Origin of the sequence: Aquimarina acroporae (genome assembly GCF_023195925.1) — a bacterium.
GTDB lineage: Bacteria > Bacteroidota > Bacteroidia > Flavobacteriales > Flavobacteriaceae > Aquimarina > Aquimarina acroporae.
This window is the reverse complement of sequence record NZ_JALPRE010000015.1, coordinates 105,396-125,568: the sequence shown is the minus strand read 5'-3', so window position 1 is coordinate 125,568 and position 20,173 is coordinate 105,396. Positions and strand designations below refer to the sequence as shown.

Sequence of the window (20,173 nt, the reverse complement as noted above, 5' to 3'; positions counted from 1 at the left end):
ATAACCAAAACGAGGTTTGTTTATTACCTTTGCCTCCTTAAAAATCACAGAGATGTATATTTACAACGTTACTATAAATATTGAAGAAACGGTTCATGAAGAGTGGCTACACTGGATGCGAAAAGAACATATCCCCGATATGTTGGCGACAGGAAAATTTAGTAAAGCGTTAATGACCAAAGTATTGGTAAACGAAGAAATGGGAGGTATTACCTACTCTGTTCAATACACCACAAGTAGCAAAGAGACTTTACAGCAATATTATAGTGAAGATGCCGATCGACTTAGGGCAGAATCCCAACGTTTCGCAGGTAAATTTGTCGCTTTTAGAACAGAATTAGAAATTGTTAGCGAGCAAAATGGCTAAACACAAAAAATATAAGGAGGATAACTCTTCTAGATCAGAAAAAACTGCCGTAAAAGCCAAAAAGCATCTTGGGCAGCATTTTTTGAAAGATGAAAACATCGCCAGAAAAATTGGAGATACTCTTACCCAAACTGGGTATACCAATGTTATCGAAATTGGCCCTGGTATGGGGGTTCTTACCAAATATATTCTTGAGAAAGAACTCAATGTTGTGGCCATGGATCTCGACAATGAATCGATCGAGTACCTCAACACTACTTTTCGTTTAGAACATGCAGCATCTGAAAGAAAAAGCATCTCTTTTCAAGTATTAGAAGCCGATTTTTTAAGATACAACTTAGATACGCTTTTTAGTGAAGAGCAATTTGCCATAACCGGTAATTTCCCATATAACATTTCTTCCCAAATTGTTTTTAAAACATTGGAACATCGTGATCGTATTCCTGAGTTTACAGGAATGTTTCAAAAAGAAGTGGCACAGCGTATTTGCGAAAAACCTGGTAGTAAGGCCTATGGTATTTTATCGGTACTCACTCAGGCGTTTTATGATGCCGAATATCTATTTACGGTACCTCCCGGAGTATTTAATCCTCCTCCCAAAGTGGATAGCGGGGTACTACGACTCATTCGTAAAAAAGAATATTCGCTCCCATGTAGTGAAAAACTACTTTTTACAGTAGTAAAAACTGCTTTTGGTCAACGTCGTAAAACCCTAAGAAACAGCCTTAAAACTTTGCAGCTTACCGATACTATAAAAGCATTGGATATTCTAAACAAAAGACCAGAACAATTATCGGTTGAGGAGTTTATAGAGCTCACTCTTCTTATCGAAAAATCGTAACAACACGATCATTTTACATAGTCTTAAAGCCCAATTAAATTGTTTGGTTATCTTTGTGTGCGTTTGTAGAGAGTTCACCAAAAAACTATCCCATGCCGTTTCAGATTTCAGACGAGCTTATTGTACAGGTAAAGCACCTTATCGAAACCGAAGGTGATGACCAATTACACAATATGCTTAATGAAGTTCACTTTGCAGATATCGCAGAGGTTATAAGTGAACTTAACTTATCTGAGGCCACATATCTCATTAAATTATTAGATAGCGAGAAGACTTCTGAAGCTTTAATGGAGCTTGAAGAAGATTTTAGGGAACGTATTCTTGAAAATCTGTCAGCAAAAGAAATTGCTGAAGAGCTTGAAGAGATGGACACCGATGACGCTGCCGATGTGGTAGCAGAATTACCTAATGAATTGGCAGAAGAGGTAATCGCAGAGATTGAAGATGAAAAACATGCCGAGGATATTAAAGAACTTCTTTCTTATGAAGAAGATACAGCCGGTGGACTTATGGCCAAAGAATTGGTAAAAGTTAAAGAAACCTGGACCGTGGCAGGATGTGTTCGTGAAATGCGAAGACAAGCCAAAAATGTGACTCGAGTACATTCTATATATGTTGTTGACAAAGAAGAAAGGTTAAAGGGTCGACTTTCACTTAAAGATTTACTAACCGCGCCAACCAAAGCTCATATAAGTGATGTTTACATTTCAAAAGTAGATTTTGTGAGTGTTGATACCGAAGGAGAAGAGGTGGCTCGTATCATGCAGAAATATGATTTAGAAGCTATTCCCGTCATAGATCACGAGGGTGTATTGGTAGGAAGAGTAACTATTGATGATATCGTAGATTTTATTAAAGATGAAGCTGAGAAAGATTACCAGTTAGCAGCAGGTATTTCGCAAGATGTTGAAGCCGACGATAGCGTTTGGGAACTTACCAGAGCAAGATTACCCTGGTTAGTACTCGGTCTTTTTGGAGGGCTGGGAAGTGTATTCATTATGGAAGGGTTTGAAGAGGCCCTTGCCAAATATAAAGAACTGTTTTTTTTCACCCCTCTTATTGCCGCTATGGCTGGTAATGTTGGAGTACAATCGTCTGCTATTATTGTACAGGGTTTGGCCAATGATGTGGTTAAAGGAAGTTTGTTTAATCGATTGGTAAAAGAAATAAGCCTAAGTCTTATAAGTGGTGTCACTCTGGGAATATTGGTGATTCTATTTGGTGCAATAACAGGAATGGAACTAGATTTTAGTCTAACTATTGCATTGTCTATGCTATGTGTTATTATTGTTGCCGCTTTAATAGGAACCTTTGTACCCATCGTACTAGATAAAAGAGGGATTGATCCTGCGATTGCTACGGGTCCTTTTATCACTACCAGTAATGATATTTTTGGAATTTTTCTATTCTTCTACATCGCCAAAATTATTCTTGGATTTTAAATACTATCCCGATATGTACTCAAACCTGCTACAGCTATAGACAGGCTTGAGTAAAACAGGTTTTACACGGTATATTTTGTATTAAAACTCCTTAAAAAGTTTCTTCACAAGTATACACATGAGGACAAGAAATGTACTTTCTGCAGTAGAATGGTCCTGTTACAGACCCACTACACGAGCAACCGCATAATGAAAGATCTTCTCCAGAAGCTTGCCCCTTGATCTTACCTTGGCTTGCTCTTGAGAGCTGAGCCACCCCTTCGATGTTCAAAAGATTTGTTTTCATGTAAAATATAATATTGGTTAATACCTTAAAATTAGAACTAATTTTAATTGGCTACAGCAATTTTAACCTTTTTAAGTTATTATTTAGATTAGAAGGTTTTATCGCACATTTTTGGTTCTATTTTTTTACTTTTAGTACCACGTCTTATTCACATTCAAACTTAGATACTAATGCCAGAAATTTTTGAACATCATCTTACCGTACCCGCTTCTGCTATCGATGATATGAATCACGTAAACAACGTAATGTATCTTCAATGGGTTCAAGAAGTGGCTAAAAAACACTGGGAAACAAAAACCGATTCAGCCATTAGAAACACCTATGTTTGGGTAGTTCTAAATCATTATATAGAATATCATCATCCTGCCTTTGAAAAAGATGAAATTATTCTACAAACCTGGATCGATAACCATAGAGGGGTGAAAAGTGAAAGGCACACCAAAATTCTTCATAAAAAAACCAACAAAGTATTGGTTTCGGCCAAAACAACCTGGTGCCTATTGCATAAAGAAACGTTAAGACCCACCCGCATCACAGATGAAATAAGTACCTTGTTTTTATAATAGTAAAATTGGTTATGGAAGCAATTAATATCAACGAGAAATTATCAAAATTTGACAAGCAATGGCATCCTCATCGCATCGCTATGGTAGATGATAATCAGGTATATTTGGCCAAATTATCTGGAGATTTCATATGGCATAAACACGATGATGAAGATGAACTTTTTCAGGTGATTAAAGGTACTTTACACATGAAATTCAGAGATAAAACAGTAACCGTTAATCCTGGTGAACTTATTGTAGTACCCAAAGGAGTTGAACACTGTCCTTCTACCAAAGAAGGAGAAGAAGTTCATGTACTTTTATTTGAAAAAGCAAGTACCAAACATACGGGAGAGGTAGAAAGTGAAAGAACCGTTTCAAAATATATAGAGCTATAGTTCTTACCATTTAACAATCTCGCAACATAGTTGTCTTAGAATAAATTGTACCTTAAGGATTCTCACCATTACATCTTTTTATCATGACTTTAAAAAGAAGAGACTTTATTCGCACTACTGGACTAGCAATGGGGTATAGTCTACTCCCCTATTCTAATTTATTTGCAAATACGAATCAAAAACAGCTTGGTGTTTGTTTGGTTGGTTTAGGGAATTACAGTACTTCAATTCTCGCACCAGCTTTACAACTCACAAAACATTGTAAACTCACAGGAATTGTTACCGGTAGCCCATGGAAGATACCAAAGTGGCAAAGAAGATATGATATCCCCGATAAAAACGTATACAGTTATGATACCATAGATCGTATCGCTAATAACCCTGATATTGATGTAATTTACATTGTTGTACCCACGGGTTTACATGCTACCTATGCTATTGAAGCTGCCAATACCGGGAAACATGTATGGTGCGAAAAACCCATGGCAAAAACAGAAGCTGAGTGCAAAGCTATCATTGAGGCATGTAAAAAGAATAAGGTCAAACTTTCTATAGGCTACCGTATGCAGCATGAACCCAATACTCGCACTATAATAGATTGGGCAACAACAAAACCTTTTGGTGCGATAAAAACTTTGAGAGCAGAAATTGGTTATAACGTAGGAAATCCTGCACGAAGTTGGCGTTTGAATTCAAAATTGGGAGGCGGCACCATGTATGACTTAGGCGTATATGCCCTTAACGCTGCCAGATATACTACAGGAGAAGAGCCTATTACGGTTTCAGCAAAGCAAATGACTACCAGACCAAAGATTTTTACTGAAACGGACGAAACTACTCACTTTACATTAGAATTTCCTTCGGGGGCTATAGCTCACGGAAAAACCAGCGTTGGTAAATCTATGCATGAACTCTATGTAGATTGTGAAAAAGGTTGGTATACTTTAGCTCCTTTTTCGATGTATGGCGGAGTGCAAGGGAAAGCAAGCAATGGTAAATTGTTAAATATCCCTATTAAAAATCAACAAGCACAACAAATGGATGATGATGCTCTAGCCATCATACAAAATAAGCCGGTTATGGTGCCAGGAGAAGAAGGAATGAAAGATATTAAAATCGTAGAAGCGATCTACAAATCTGCAAAACTTAATAAAACCATTACTTTATAATCGAAAACCCACTTGAAGATCAAGTGGGTCTTGAAAAATACGTTACGGCCCCTGACCTCCGTAATCGTTTTATACCTTTAAATTTTACTCTGTTCTAAAATTCCATACCTGACCTATAGTTGCACTTTGATGAATATCTTTCACCACAATTCGCCAGTAATAAGCTGTACCCGGAGATACCGATACATCGAAGGTATTTACATCAATGTTTTCAGCAAACAAGACTGGAGGATTTGTATCTCCAAAGTACAGATCATACGATAGTGCATCGTCATCACTATCGGTAGCACTCCATCTAAGAGTAACCAGGCTCCCCGATAACCTCGACCCTAAGGCCGGAGTCACCAACTCTGGTACTCCTGGAAGTGTATTTATCGTCGCTTCAGGCTCTGTAAAAAAAGATTGAGTACTCGAATAATCACTCTCATTACCTTCACTATCTATGGCCTTTACCCGCCAGTAATAGGTAACCCCTTTCTCAAGATCAAATACCTTACCTGTCGTTGTTGTCGTAGCTGTAAATGCAATGGTACTAAAATCACTCTCTTCTGATATTTCAATATCATAACTAACCGAATCTCCATCAACATCAATAGCAACACCCCATACAAACTCTAAAGCAATACTCGTACAGGTCAAATTATTGGTAGGAAATACTAAACCAGGAACTGCAGGAGCACTGTTCTGTGTAAAAAAAGGAGTGCCTCCATCATCATCGCCACTACAGGAAATCATTAATCCTAATATCACTAATCCTATATAATATCTTATAGTTTTCATCGCTCTGCTCCTGTTTTATTGTTTAACCACCTTAAAAGTTACTCCTCCTTCAATCGATATAAGATATATCCCTTGTGGTAAGTTTGTCATTGGCAAGACTACACTACTAGAATCTACAGCATACACCCCAGAAGAAACTACTACTCCTATCGAATTATAAATCGATATCTTCATCTCAGAAACGGCCGTTGCTGGAACCGATAGCGTAACATCGCCTCTGGTAGGATTCGGAGCTATTCTAAATTCATCGAATAAACTCACCTTGCTCGATAAGCTCCCTTCGCAATCTACACTAGAAGAAACTTCCAACACATCTCCATGAACAACATCTACAGCAAAACTCTTGCTATCAAATTCACCTACTACCTCATTATTGATCACTGCCGTAAATGGTGCGGTACCTGTAGTAAGCTCTACCAACATCTTTGTACCAACCACATCGCGTTGTACAGTAGTAACACCAGATAGTAATTCTGCTTCTTCAATAACCACCTCAAAACATTGTTCACAACCGTTAAAACCCTCTACTCCTATACATACTGAATAAGTACCAGGTGGTAAATCATGTATCGCAAGTAAAGACGTAAAATTATAATCTTCTCCATTAATGGTGGTATGATAATCTAATGCAGTAGCAGCACCGATAGTAAGTATACCATTATCTTTATCTACACAAGTCTCACTAGCCGTTGTAATCGTGAAATTATTGGATGGTAAACTTAGGATAGGACAACTGTTCACAACATTAACCGTTCTGGTCACCTCCATTGCAGCATTGCCTGAAGCATCGCTAGCTGTATACCTAATGATATAACTACCTACCGCATCAATAAAATCTGAAGTATCGATATTTACCACGCTACCATCATTGGTAGTTGCTCCCAACTCTGTATAATCAGATCCTAATACGATCTCTTGCGGATTGGCACCGATTAAAGTTATTACAGGAGCAGTAGTATCTACTACATCAATTGTTCTGGTTACTTGTACGGCAGTATTACCTAAGGCATCAGTTGCATTATAGGTAACTGTGTACTGACCCGATTGGTTGGTATTTACAGATGATGCATCGATCAATACAGCACTGCCATCATCTGTAGTAGCTCCTAATTCTATATAGGTCGTACCTAATTCTATGGTTTGTGGGTTAGCACCGGTTAAAGTAATAACAGGAGCAGTCGTATCTACTACGTCCACCGTTCTAGTAACTTCTATAGCCATATTACCGGAAGCGTCTGTTGCATTATAGGTAACGGTGTACTGGCCAAGTTGGTTGCTATTTACTGATGATGCATCGATCAATACAGCACTTCCATCATCTGTAGTAGCTCCTAATTCTGTATAAGTCGTACCTAGCTCAACAACTTGTGGATTAGCACCGGTTAACGTAATAACAGGGGCTACACAATCGTCATTAAAACTTGCGGTATCATCCTTTTCCCAACTACTTAAATATGGTGCAGTAGGGTCATCTACCTGAATACATATCAAATCATCATTAAATCTAGCATTAAAATCAGTCATTAGATTGTTATTTCCATTTCTAACATCTAGTGATACTAATAATGTTTGCGTAACCGAAAGTTCTTCTAATTGTGGACAATTAGTTACGTCTAAATATGTGTATGGATTTTTACTTGCTCTAAGTTTTTTTAGATTTGGATTATTTACAGTTAATGTGCTTATATTATTAGATCGTAATTCTACTTCTTCTAAAGCTGGGATAACCGATAAATCTAATTCAGTTAAATCATTTTCAGCAGCATCTAAAATTCTTAAGTTGGTATTACTGCTTAGGTCTAACGAAGTTAAATCGTTATAATCAACATTTAATGATTCCAGCGCAGCAAAGGCTTCAATACCGGTTAAATCTGAAATATCAAGACTGCTTATATCTAAATCAACTACTGTATTTATTTTTTCTGTATACACCTGATTGTCATTTGCAACTCCGTTACCCATACTAGATGCATCACCAAGAGCAACTGCATTTCCATCAGCATCATGTGTTTCTAAATAATTTTCAAAATTAGTATCAGGTACAAAAGTCAAGTCACAATAAATCGCAAAATTCGCCGTATCATCTTTTTCCCAAATATCTGGATATAACTGAACTACTTTATCAGCTTTAATACAGGTTAAATCAGGATTTCCTTGTGCGTCAAACCAGGTAAAATTATCGTTATTTCCGTTCGCTACGTTTAAGGAAGTTAATTGGTTATTTGCTACGCGTAATTGTAAAATATTTGGATAAGCCGATATATCTAACTCTGTAAAATTATTCTCATTTAAGATTAGTTGTCTTAATAATGGATTCTTAGAAATATCTATGGAATTGATCCCTGTATTAGATACACTTAAATTGGTTAAAGCAGTAAGTGTAGAAATATCTACATCTCCTAAATTGGTATTTCCATCAAGGTATACTTGTTCCAGAAGCACATTATTGGATAGATCTAAACTCGCTAAATTGTTATTTGCTAAAGTAATTACACTCAGTTTCGTATTATTACTTAAATCTATACTCGTCAAATTAGTATTGTTACGACATCCTAGGAACCACATATCCCTAAAATCTTCGATACCAGTCATGTCTACAACCAAACCATTGTGTAGATTAAATCCTTCAGACACTTCAACTAAGGCGGTATATACATAATCATCAATTACTCCATTACCATACCCTTGATTTTCTAAGAACGTTTCAAAAGCATCATCTGGCACATACGTCATTCTACAAAACTCTGCATAAGTAGCAGTAGCATCTTTTAACCAACCTGCTATTACTGCAGCAGATGGATCATCAACCTCGATACACGTTAAACTTGGATTACCGGTAACATCCATATTATCCAAATCGGCATTGTTTCCGCTTCTTAAATTCAAGCCTGTAAGTTGTGCATTTTTACAAGATAAGTTATCCAGAGTGTTCTGTTTCACTAAATCTAAATACGTAAGTGGTGTACTATCACACTCTAATCTACTTAAGTTGGTGTTGTTACTTAAATCTATTTCGTTTATACTGGTATTACTAAAAGACAGGTAAAACAAATCGGTAAGATGGGTTACATCGAGGGTGCTTAAAGCATTACTACCACATTCCAGATTTTCTAATAATGGATTGTTTTGAATATCTAATGTAGTAATACCTATATTTTCGCAATACAATGATGTCAAATTAGCCTGATTCCTTATATCTATCGCCCCTAAATTATTGTTCATAACCGTCAAACTTGATAAATCATTGGCACTTATATCCAAGCTTGTGAGATCATTATCTGCTACATTCAAAAATCGTAAAGTCGTATTGGTTGAGATGTCTACACTGGTGAGACTATTATTTGCCACGGCTAAACTTTCTAACACGGTTAATCCTGTAATATCAATACTTGTCAATTTTGTATCGTCTGCAGTGATACTTTCTAATAAAGTATTATTGGTGAGGTCTAAACTCGTATTGGTTAATGGATTTTCGTCAATCCAAAAACGAATCAGACTTTTAAAATCTTCAATTCCTGTAAAATCTTCAATTCCCTCATCTCTAGGAGTCAAGAGTTGAATATTTTCAATTTTCTCGGTAGGGACTAAATGGTCATCAATAACTCCGTTCCCTAAGCTATTTGCGCTTCCTATAGCAACCGAACCTCCAAATTCATTATGTGTTTCCAAATAGGCTTCAAAATTAGCATCTGGTATGCTAGTAAATCGACAGAACTCTGCAAAACTTGCGGTAACATCCTTTACCCAACTTGTTAAATACCCGGCAGTTGAGTCGTCTACTTCAATACAAGTCAAATTAGGACAACCATCTACTTCAAAATCGGTAATAGCACTATTGTTTCCATTCTTAACATTTACATAGTTTAAATCATCGTTATCTGTTACGCTAAAATCTAATACGTTTACATTATTACTGACATCTACAGAGGCGACATTCGTTTCATCAAGGTCTAATTTTTCTAAATTTGTAAGATGACTTACATCGATTGATGTGAGAGGATTTCTGCTTAGCCTTATATCTTCTAATAGTATATTATTCTCAATATTTAATGTAGTAAACTGATTCAAAGACGCAATGATTCGAGTCAAGTTCACATTAGCACTTATGTCAATACTACTTAAGGTTGTTTCATGAATTTGTAAATCTTCTAATAGTACATTGGCACTTACATCTAAACCAGATAAATTATTTGTAGAAATAATCAAATCTTTTAGCGCTGTATTTGTAGACAGATCAATAGTGGTTAAGTCATTACGCGATACCTCTAGCCGCTCTAATGCAGTTAAATCTGTGATATTAATACTGGTTAATCCCATAGCACTAGCTTCAATTCTCTTCAAATTTGTATTAGCTGTAAGATCTAAATCAGTATCAGTCAATACATTATTAAAAAGAAACACGACTTCTAGTGCGGAGAAATCTTCTAAACCAGTTACATCTGTAACTCCTTGAAATCCAATAAATAGATCAGTAACATTTTCAATATTTGCTGTTTTCACAAAATTGTCGTTAGCAATTCCGTTTCCCATACTAGTTGGATCTCCAACAGCTACATTGTTATTATCAGCATCATGTGTTTCTAAATAATCCTCAAACCTATCATCGGGCACATAGGTCCAATTACAATCATCACTAAAACTTGCCGTTGCATCTTTCTCCCAGCCTGACAAGTAGCTGGCTGTAGGGTCATCGACTTGGATACAAAATAAATTCGCATTTCCGGTAGCATATAATTCTATATCGCTACTGTTATTACCATTTTTAAGATTTAACGAAGTTAATTGTCCATTTTGACACTCGATATATTCAATATCAGGACTTGCACTAAAATCTAACACTTCTATAGCTGTATTGTTTACATACACCTCAATTAACTTGGTGTTTGTGCTTACATCTAAAACAGATAAACCAGTATTACTAACTCCAATGTCTTCAAGATTTGCATTGCTAGTCACATCTAGTGAAGTAAACATTGGCATATCTTCGACGAATAAATCGGTTAAGTTGCCTAACCCACTCACATCGATTGTTGTTAATTGATTCTCACCAACGCTAATTGTTTCTAATAATGTATTATTTGACACATCTAAAGTTCTTAAGGAATTTCCTCCTAAATACAAGCTAATTAAGTTTGTATTGTTCGTTATATCTATTGTAGAAAATACAACATTGTCTCTAATTCTTAAATCTGATAAAGAAGTATTCACACTTACATCGACTGTTGTAAAATTATTCCCATCAATATTAAAATAATTTAAGTTTGAGTTCGAACTCACATCAATATTAGATAGGTTATTATTACGAAATTCAAGACGCTGCAATTTTGTTAATCCAGAAACATTAACAGTATTCAATCCCATGTCTGAGCAATAGATTTCTGTTAAGTTTGTATTTGCCGTTACATCTAAACTTCCTGAAGTAATAATATTATCAAATGCTCGCAACTGTTCTAAACTTGCAAAACCCTCTAAACCAGCAAGATTTGTAATTCCTTGATTGGAGATGTTTAACGTAATAATATTTTGAATTCTTTCTGTTCCCACATAATCATCATTGGCAATACCGTTCCCCATACTTGTTGGATCACCTACGGAAACTACTCCTCCTGTTTCATTATGGGTTTCTAGATACGCTTCAAAATTATCATCGGGCACATAGGTTTCAGAACAGAATAGCTTAAACTCTGTTTGTACATCTTTTCTTGTGAAGTTTGCATCAGCATATGTAATATCATCAACCGTTACACAAGTCAATCCTGGATTGTTACGAATATCGAAATCATTATTGTTGAAATTCGTATTATTTCCATTTCGAAGATTTAAATAGGTAAGCTGATTAAATGCACAGGATACATCTTCGATCAATACATTTTTAGAAAGATCTAAACTGGTAATTTGATTACTTTCGACAAACAGTTCTACAAGCTTCACATTATTGCTAACATCTAAACTAGTCAACTCATTCTCGTAGGCTTGCAGTTCTAACAACTCTGTATTTTGAGAAACATCTAAACTCGTTAGATCATTATCGACACAATCTAAGTCTTCTAACAACGAATTTTGCGTTACATCCAAACTTTCTAACGAATTGCTATAACAGGATAGAATTTTTAATGCTGGATTGTTAGTAACATCAAGGTTGTTGAGCTGATTATTACTACAATACAAACTTTCCAACATCGTATTCTGGGAAACATTTAAGCTTGTAATTTGGTTTCGTAAACAACTTACAAAAGTTAATGCTGTATTTTGTGAAAGATCTAGACTATTAAGGTTATTTCTGCCTATAGCTAGAATTTGTAATGCTACATTCTGTGAAAGGTCAATGTTAGACAATGCGTTATTAAAACAGTTCAGATTTTGTAGTGCTATAAAATCTTCAATACCCGTCGCATCACTGATACTTAATCCTGAAATATCTAAATCAGTAACACCTTCTATTCTTGAAGTAAATACCATATCATCATTGGCAATCCCATTACCCATGCTATTGGCTTCCAAAAAAGCTTCAAAAGCATCATCGGGCACATAGGTTTCCTGAGCAATTAAGACAAAGGTAAATAAGGAGAAAAACGAAAAGAGTAGTTTTGTTTTCATACAAGGGGCTTTTGAATTTATAAGCTATTCAAAGCGATCAAAAACGATCTTCTTCAAACTGAGGACAAAATAAACACCAAAACCTTCTTTAAGAAAATTTTAACGGTGGCAAAAAGTGGCAAACCCCTTTATTTATGGTAATTTACGTAGGGCTACGTATATAATCTAGCTGATATTTTGAATGAATTTTTCCAACTCTTCTCCCGAAGAAAGTCCTAGTTTTTTGCGAATACGATAACGCGTAGATTTGACAGAATCTATAGAAGCATTGCGAACGGTCATGATTTCTTTTATGGAAAGATTAAGGCGCAATAAAGCACACATTTCGCGTTCAGATTTGGTAAGCGCCGGATACAACTCTCGAAGTTTGGCATCAAAACCTTTATTTACCTCATCGATTTTGGATTGTAATCCCGATAGTTTTCCTTCGGTTTTGATTTGCACTTCTAGTTCTGCGGTAAGTGCATTGATCGCTTTTTTCACCGTATCTGAAGCCTCCGGTGCAATTTCATTTTTTAAGCGATTGAGAAAATCTTGTTTAAACTCTAAACGCATGCTATTATCGGCAATAAGTCTCTTTGTTTCTTCTTCGCTGGCTTTCACTTTGGTATCCAACAATGCTTTTTGAGCTTGTTCTTTTTCAAGCTTTTCTGTTAATATACGAGCCTTATTTTTATAATTTCTTCTCGTCAAAAAACCTATTACCAAAGCGGCAATTGCAGTAAGTAAAAACAACGCAAAATACAACCACTTTTTTGAAGCCTCTGCTTTGGCTAGTAAAGCTACTTGCCTTTTTTCTTGCGCAAATGCTAAGCTATCGGCTAGTTTTTCCTGATTGAATTTATGGTTTAATTCTAAAGCCTGTATTTTTTTTATGTTATCAATATTGAAAATAGAATCTGAATGCCTATTAAAGATTCGATAATCAAAATACGCTTGCTTATAATTATTCATCTTATGGTGCAAAAAGCTTTTTCTTCGGTATCCCAAAGCAATTCGATCTCTAAATCGTTCTTTTTCTGCAATAACCAGTGAAGAATCTGCATACTGTAATGAGGACTGGAAATCTTCCATCCTTTTATATAGCGTAGAAAGATTGTAATAAGCCGTACATAAAGAAAATTGCTTGTTTAAGCGTTTAGCATAGGCAACACTTTCTTTTCCTAAACGAAGTGCTTCTTTATAATTTCCTTTCTCCCTAAATAAAGCCCCTAAATTATTATTAACTCTTTGTAAGTTATCTACACTTTTAATAGATACAAAAAGGCGCTTAGCCTTATCATAACATACCAGAGCAGAATCTAATTTATTGCTTTGTCTATAGGATACTCCCATCATATTATATCCAGCTCCAAGACCGTGAGTATCTTTAATATTTTTTTTTATTTCAATTGATTTTTTATAAAACGCTATGGCTTTATCATGATTCTTTCGATGCCTATAGGCCATACCCAGATTATGATAAACATCTGAAATTAATAAAGAATCATTATACGTTTTAAAAATCTCTAAAGCTTTTAAATAATAATCTATAGCTTTTGTATGAAAAGCCTTGCGACGATTGAGCACACCCATTTGTATATACGCCGCTCCTAACTGACGTTGGTTTATACCATTTTTATGATTTTTTATGAGTAATAAGGCTTCCTTCAAGGAGTTCTCAGCATGACTTAAAGTTCCTCCCATTTGGTGCGAACTCAAATCAATTAAAGCATTAATTTTCACAGAATCTGTTGAAGCTGATTTCACTTCTTTTTGTAAACGCACCAATGTTGTATCTGCTTCCTGAGCAACACTAATTACAGAAATCAAAAACAAGAAAAGGGGTATGCGAAGTTTCATTACAAACAAACTTACTTATAAATTTGGATATATTTTTCAGAATGTATTTAAAAACAAAGTGTACAACTTTCCTAAAACCAGAAAAACCACTCAACTCATTGAATGGTTTTCTTGAAAAAACGTATTACGGCCCCTTACCTCCGTAATCGTTACTCTTCTGACAACAGCTATTCTGTTCTAAAGTTCCACACCGGGCCAATGGTAGCACTCTGGTGGTTATCCCTAACCACTATACGCCAGTAATAAGCTGTGCCCGGAGATACCGATACATCGAAGGTATTTACAGCAATGTTTTCAGCAAACAAGACTGGAGGATTTGTATCTCCAAAGTACAGATCATACGATAGTGCATCGTCATCACTATCTGTGGCACTCCACGTAAGGGTAACCAAGCTCCCCGATAACCTCGACCCTAAGGCCGGAATCCCCAACTCTGGTATTCCTGGAAGTGCATTTATTGTCGCTTCGGGCTCAGTAAAAAAAGATTGTGTAGCTGAGTACTCGCTTGCATTATCCTTACTATCTATAGCTCGTACACGCCAGTAATAGGTAATTCCTTTCTCAAGGTCAAATACCTCACTTATCGCCGTTGTAATGGCTGTAAATGTAATGGTACTAAAATTGGACACTTCTGCTATTTCAATCTCATAACGTATCGCATCATCATCAATATCTGTAGACGATCCCCATACCAATTCTAAATCAATACTCGTACAGGTCAAATTATTGGTAGGAAATACTAAACTAGGAACTGTAGGAGCACTATTCTGTGTAAAAAAAGGAGTACCTCCATCATCATCACCACTACAGGACAATACCATTGCAATACTCAATAAAACGATATATCTCTTTATACTTTTCATCATGTTCTTTTTATTGTTTTACAATTTTAAAGGTGCCTCCTTCTTCAAGCTTTACAAAGTAAATCCCTTGTGGTAATTGTTCCATTGGTAGTAATACTTGTCCTGAAATAATACTATACTTCTTTGAAGAAACTTGAACTCCCAGACCATTATATAGCGTTACATTGATCGTTTGTGCTTTGCTATTCGGAAGCGTAAGTGTTACATTACTGCGAGTTGGATTAGGAGTGATACTTACCTGATCAAACAAACTTACGTTAGACAATAACTTCCCTTCACAATCTAAGCTAGAAGAAACCTCCAACGTATCTCCATGCACTACATCTACCAGAAAGTTCTTTGTGGTATATACTCCTACTACCTCATTATTGATGGTTGCCGTATAGGGTCCTGTACCTGTCGTTACTTCAACACGAACTTTTGCCATTCCTGGTTGCGTAATCAATTCTGTTTTCCCTTCTAAACTCTCTTCATCTGCAATTACGACTTCAAAACACTGCTCACAATTTGCAAAACCAGCTACACCAATACAAATTGGATAGGTTCCTGGAGGTAAATCTCCTACTTCTAAAGATGATGTAAAACTATAATCGACATCGTTAATCGTAGTGGTATAATCTAATGCCGCAGTAGCAGTAATGTTGATTATACCATTATCTTTATCTACGCAAGTTTCACTAGCCGCTGTGATCGCAAAATTATTTGCTGACAGGTTGGATAATGGACAGGTGTCTATCACATTGACTGTTCTGGTAATTTCAGTAGCCCTATTCCCAGAGGCATCTGTAGCATTATATCGAATGGTATAGCTCCCCACAGCATCTACAAAATCGGTAGCATCGATCACGACTGCGGTACCATCATCGGCAGTGGCTCCTAGCTCTGTATACCCAGCTCCTAAGCTTATCTCTTGGGGATTATCTCCAATTAACGTAATTACTGGTGCAGTAATGTCCAATACATCAACTGTTCGGGTTACTTCTATTGCCGAGGCCATACCAGAAGCATTAGTGGCATTATAAGTTACTTCATAACTCCCAACTATATTGGTATTTACTGCCGAAGCATTAATTACTACTGTACTACCATCATCAGCAGTAGCCCCCAGTTCAATATAGCTACTACCGGCCTCAATCACTTGAGGATTAGCTCCAATCAAAGTAATTGTTGGAGCTACATTTTCACAATTTAGAATATCTCCTATGGTAAAAGAACTGCCCGTAAGATTTAAAGTGGTTTGTCCATCACCATCAGCTACGTAACTGTACAATCCGCAGAAATTAGTAACCCCTGTTTCTATAATATTTAATTGATTACCCACTGTCCTTAAATCTGTAAGATTTAAGGAAGTGATAGCGTTACCCGAAATTGTAGATTGCAAGAACGGACTCATATCGGTTTCGGTGATTTCTGTTAGGTTTTGCAACCCACTTACATTTGCAAGTACTGTATTATCTATTATCCTAAAATATCTTGTAGAGGTTACTGATTTCAGTGCATCTATATTCGACAGTGCTGTGTTTCTCTCTAGCACCAAAAACTCTGTTGCTCCAGATATAAAATCTAGCCCGTCTAAATTGACCAGGACATCATTATCACTAACATTCAGAAAAACATCGGTTGTGGTAGCAACATTGCTTAATGCTTCTAATGTAGTAAGGTTTGGATTTCTCAAAATGTTAATACTGCTCCCGATAGCAGTTACAGTACCAAAATCTGATAGGTCGGTAAGCTGTGTTTCATCAATGGTAAAACTCCCCAGACTTTGCACTGCATCAAAATTGAGAGTTGTACTATTTACATTGAACAAATTGAAGCTTCTTCCTGTGCTCACCAACATAGGAAGAGACACGGTACCTGCATCTACATTCCTCAAGGTAAAAAAGTTTTCGACCATCGTGAGGTTAGGCACACTGATCGTAGAAGTCACAACATCTGTAAAAATTAGAGATCCTGGACCAGAACTATTGAAGGTATTAGCCCCCGTAAGTGTAGTTACATTGGGGAAAACCAATGGATGAGTCAATGCTTGATCGTCTACACGTAATAATTCTGTCACTGTTATATTCATTATCGAAGAAATATCTGTTAACAATGGATTATCTGAAATAGAAAAATTGGCTATTGGATCAACAATCCCCGAAAGAGCAGTAATATCTGTAAGTACATCATTACGAAAGAAAGCAATACCATCGGTAAGTGTTCTAAGATTATGTAATCCAGTCAAATTAGGTAACAAATCATTATCTCCTAATACCAATTTTCCATTGATTACCTCAACACCAGCTAATCCAGAAAGATCAGTAATATCATTCGAATTACGTATGATAAGGCTTCCGTTAATGGTTTTACAACTTCCAAGTTGTGCTAAAAAAGCATCCAATTCTACTTGCGATGCAATTCGCACATCTCCATCGATCCCACAGTCTGTGCATATTTCTGCATAAGAAGCCGTGGCATCCTTATCCCAACTTCTATAATTCCCTGTTCCAGCATTAGCAGCGGTTTCATCATCGACCTCGATACATGTAAGATTTGTATTCATAAGTACTGAAACGTAAGATAGCGTACTAAGGTTGTTGCTGTTCTTAAGATTTAATAGCGTTAATTGGTTATTTTTTACTTCTAGTTCTTCCAATACAGTATTCGAACTCAAATCCAAATTGGTAAGATTATTATTATTTCCGTAGAGATATTCCAGAGTAATATTAGCGCTTACATCTAGTGAAGAGATTTGATTATCCGAAAAATACAGTTCTTCTAATAAGGTATTGTTACTAACATCTAATTGAGTTAATTGATTGTTCATACATTCTAAATAATCTAAGACTGTATTTGCACTTACATCCAGACTTCCCAAAGCGCTATTATTTATGGTTAGATCGGTAAGGGATGTATTCGCACTTAGATCGATGGCTGCAAGTGGAGCTGTATCCAAAGACAACCTTGTTAAAGCAACATTGTTAGAAACATCTAAGTTTGATAATTGACTATTGCTAATCGATAACCCCATCAAAGCAGTATTCGCACTCACATCCAAACCAGTTAGAGGGCTATCTATAGAGAGCGTACTTAAAACTGTATTCGTTCCCAGGTCCAATGTCTGTAATTGAGTATCAATAATGCTAACACGAGATAACTTTAGGTTAGCGCTAAGATCTAAACTTGACAATGTTGTACCATTTAACCCTATGATTTCTAAATTCGTATTTTCACTTAAATCTATTGAAGTAGCGGGGTTACCAGTACTAGAGAGTTGTATTAAAGCTACAAAATCCTCTATGCCTGTAAAATTAACTATCCCTCTATTAAACAATTGTCCTCCAGAACCTGCTACAAAACGCTCTACGCTAACAATATTTGCTGTAGGCACTACATTATCCAAAGTCCCTGAATCGTATCCAGCGTCTATCAATGCCTGTTCAAAATTATCATCGGGAACACTCGTAAAACATTGATCGGCATATGCTGATGTAGCGGCATCTATTTGCCACGCCGCATAGTTTCCTGCTCCAGCATTGGCATCAGCTTCATTATCTACTTGAATACATTGTAAATTCGGATTGTTCTGTAATTGAAGGTCTTCTATTGCCGTATTATTTCCGTTTTTAACATTCACAAACCGCAGGTCACTATCAAATCCAATTAAGAACCGTAACCCAGATAGCGATGAAACATCTAAAGTTGTAATGTGGGTTCGGGGAAACTCAATTCTAAACAAAGAAGGGTTATTACTTACATCGAGACGAGTAAGATCATTTCTCCCAACAAATAATTGTTCTAACAAAACGAAGTTGTTAAGATTAATATCTACCAAGCTATTATTAAATACCTGAAGATATTTTAATACTGTAGAGCTTATTTGTAGTGTAGTAAGATCATTACTATCGGCAATTAATGTTTCCAATACTGGATGTTGACTTAAGTCTAACGTAGTTAATTGATTTCGAGTAACTCTTAATGTAATGAGATTTACTAAATCACTTACATCTAATGTAGAAATATTATTATCATGGATTAAAAGTGTCTCTAAGGCCACAAAGCTTTCGATCCCGGTAAGGTCTGAAATATTACTATTGGAAACATCTAAAGAGGTCAGTGATATAATATTGGTAGTAGGCACTTGTCCATCATTTGCAATATCATCATACACTGCTAAGGCATTTTCAAAATTTGCATCAGGAATCGCAGTGTATTGCGCCTGTATTGCAAAACCAAAAGTCATAAAAACAAAATAAAGTAGTACTTTTTTCATGCATAAGGGGTTTTTGATTTTTTGCAATAATACTGTAAAGTGCTGATCGCAAGATGATTTTGACGGTGTCAAAAGGTGTCATTTCTATTCACTCCCTTCAAATACGTAGGACTACGTATAGATAATTATACTGAAAAAACCAATTACACTTTTAAGCTAACTCCTGAATAAATTGTTCCAATCTTATTCCAGAAGGGATATTCATTTTAGAACGAATTTGGTTGCACATGGATTCTATTACTTCCAGAGACATATTTCTGATTTTCATAATCTCCCCAATCGACAGTTTAAGAAGAAATAACGTGCATACTTCGCGCTCATTATTGGTGAGTTCTGGGTATACGATTTCCAATTTACTCTCAAAACTTGGGTTTACTTCTCTTATTTTTTGTGGAGCTTCTGACAACCTTTTTTCATAAGCAATCTGAAATTGCAATTGTGCAGTTAGTAAGCATAATTTTTGAGCTTCCTCAGAATTTATTGTATTTACAACTTCTTCTTTGAGCTTGTGAACAATATTTTCATGCAAAAGTGATTGTCTATTTCTATCTAACCTATACTTCTTAAGTTCTTCTTCTTTAACCGTTAATTTTTGTTCCAATATTAAATTAGCTTCCTTCAGTTTTTTCACTGTCGATCGATACATGTAGTTTTTAAATTGTAAATATCCAATGCCTACCAGAGCAATAATCAACAAAGTAACGCTAAAGTCAAAAATGGTAAATACAAGTAAAGGTGCAATCATATAAAAGGGATTTTATACAATAGTATTTACAGACATCTGGGAC

At 35.9% G+C, this 20,173-nt stretch carries 13 protein-coding genes; 6 read left to right on the top strand and 7 right to left on the bottom strand.

The features are described 5' to 3' along the window. The first annotated feature begins 52 nt into the window (after nt 1-52). From M0D21_RS19690 to mgtE, 3 genes are all read left to right on the top strand, one after another. A complete protein-coding gene (locus M0D21_RS19690) occupies nt 53-367 on the top strand; it encodes a DUF4286 family protein (RefSeq protein WP_248332672.1) in 315 nt (104 codons plus the stop codon). Beyond that, nucleotides 360-1,208: a 16S rRNA (adenine(1518)-N(6)/adenine(1519)-N(6))-dimethyltransferase RsmA gene (gene rsmA, locus M0D21_RS19685; RefSeq protein ID WP_248332670.1), complete on the top strand. Its 849-nt coding sequence runs from the start codon at nt 360-362 to the stop codon at nt 1,206-1,208. The genes M0D21_RS19690 and rsmA overlap by 8 nt, the downstream gene beginning before the upstream one ends. Before the next feature lie 92 nt (nt 1,209-1,300). Further along, complete coding sequence (gene mgtE, locus M0D21_RS19680; RefSeq protein WP_248332668.1) at nt 1,301-2,650, top strand: magnesium transporter; 1,350 nt, start codon at nt 1,301-1,303, stop codon at nt 2,648-2,650. A gap of 91 nt (nt 2,651-2,741) precedes the next feature. Here the strand turns inward: mgtE and M0D21_RS19675 are convergent, their stop codons facing one another. Further along, the gene (locus M0D21_RS19675; protein ID WP_248332666.1) at nt 2,742-2,936 is read right to left on the bottom strand and encodes a hypothetical protein; all 195 of its coding nucleotides are present in this window, start codon (nt 2,934-2,936) and stop codon (nt 2,742-2,744) included. Nucleotides 2,937-3,106: 170 nt separating this feature from the next. Here M0D21_RS19675 and M0D21_RS19670 point away from each other — a divergent pair, with 170 nt between their 5' ends. The 3 genes from M0D21_RS19670 to M0D21_RS19660 all read left to right on the top strand — a co-directional run bounded on the left by M0D21_RS19670 (nt 3,107) and on the right by M0D21_RS19660 (nt 5,048). Next, a complete protein-coding gene (locus M0D21_RS19670) occupies nt 3,107-3,499 on the top strand; it encodes an acyl-CoA thioesterase (protein WP_248332664.1) in 393 nt (130 codons plus the stop codon). 14 nt (nt 3,500-3,513) lie between these two features. After that, nucleotides 3,514-3,879 carry a cupin domain-containing protein gene (locus tag M0D21_RS19665; protein WP_248332662.1) on the top strand — a complete coding sequence of 122 codons (366 nt, stop codon included), beginning with the start codon at nt 3,514-3,516 and terminating at the stop codon, nt 3,877-3,879. An 83-nt stretch (nt 3,880-3,962) separates the two neighbouring features. Continuing rightward, entirely contained in the window at nt 3,963-5,048 is a 1,086-nt protein-coding gene (locus M0D21_RS19660) for a Gfo/Idh/MocA family protein (RefSeq protein ID WP_248332660.1), read from the top strand. 84 nt (nt 5,049-5,132) lie between these two features. Here the strand turns inward: M0D21_RS19660 and M0D21_RS19655 are convergent, their stop codons facing one another. The 6 genes from M0D21_RS19655 to M0D21_RS19630 all read right to left on the bottom strand — a co-directional run bounded on the left by M0D21_RS19655 (nt 5,133) and on the right by M0D21_RS19630 (nt 20,130). Continuing rightward, a complete protein-coding gene (locus M0D21_RS19655) occupies nt 5,133-5,828 on the bottom strand; it encodes a fibronectin type III domain-containing protein (RefSeq protein WP_248332658.1) in 696 nt (231 codons plus the stop codon). A 15-nt stretch (nt 5,829-5,843) separates the two neighbouring features. Beyond that, entirely contained in the window at nt 5,844-12,425 is a 6,582-nt protein-coding gene (locus tag M0D21_RS19650) for an immunoglobulin-like domain-containing protein (RefSeq protein WP_248332656.1), read from the bottom strand. A 165-nt stretch (nt 12,426-12,590) separates the two neighbouring features. Further along, nucleotides 12,591-14,267 carry a tetratricopeptide repeat protein gene (locus tag M0D21_RS19645; protein WP_248332654.1) on the bottom strand — a complete coding sequence of 559 codons (1,677 nt, stop codon included), beginning with the start codon at nt 14,265-14,267 and terminating at the stop codon, nt 12,591-12,593. Nucleotides 14,268-14,434: 167 nt separating this feature from the next. Beyond that, complete coding sequence (locus M0D21_RS19640) at nt 14,435-15,133, bottom strand: fibronectin type III domain-containing protein (protein WP_248332652.1); 699 nt, start codon at nt 15,131-15,133, stop codon at nt 14,435-14,437. A gap of 7 nt (nt 15,134-15,140) precedes the next feature. Next, nucleotides 15,141-19,385 carry an immunoglobulin-like domain-containing protein gene (locus M0D21_RS19635; protein ID WP_248332650.1) on the bottom strand — a complete coding sequence of 1,415 codons (4,245 nt, stop codon included), beginning with the start codon at nt 19,383-19,385 and terminating at the stop codon, nt 15,141-15,143. A 151-nt stretch (nt 19,386-19,536) separates the two neighbouring features. Further along, nucleotides 19,537-20,130, bottom strand: coding sequence for a helix-turn-helix transcriptional regulator (locus M0D21_RS19630; protein WP_248332648.1), 594 nt, complete (start codon nt 20,128-20,130; stop codon nt 19,537-19,539). Between the last annotated feature and the right edge of the window lie 43 nt (nt 20,131-20,173).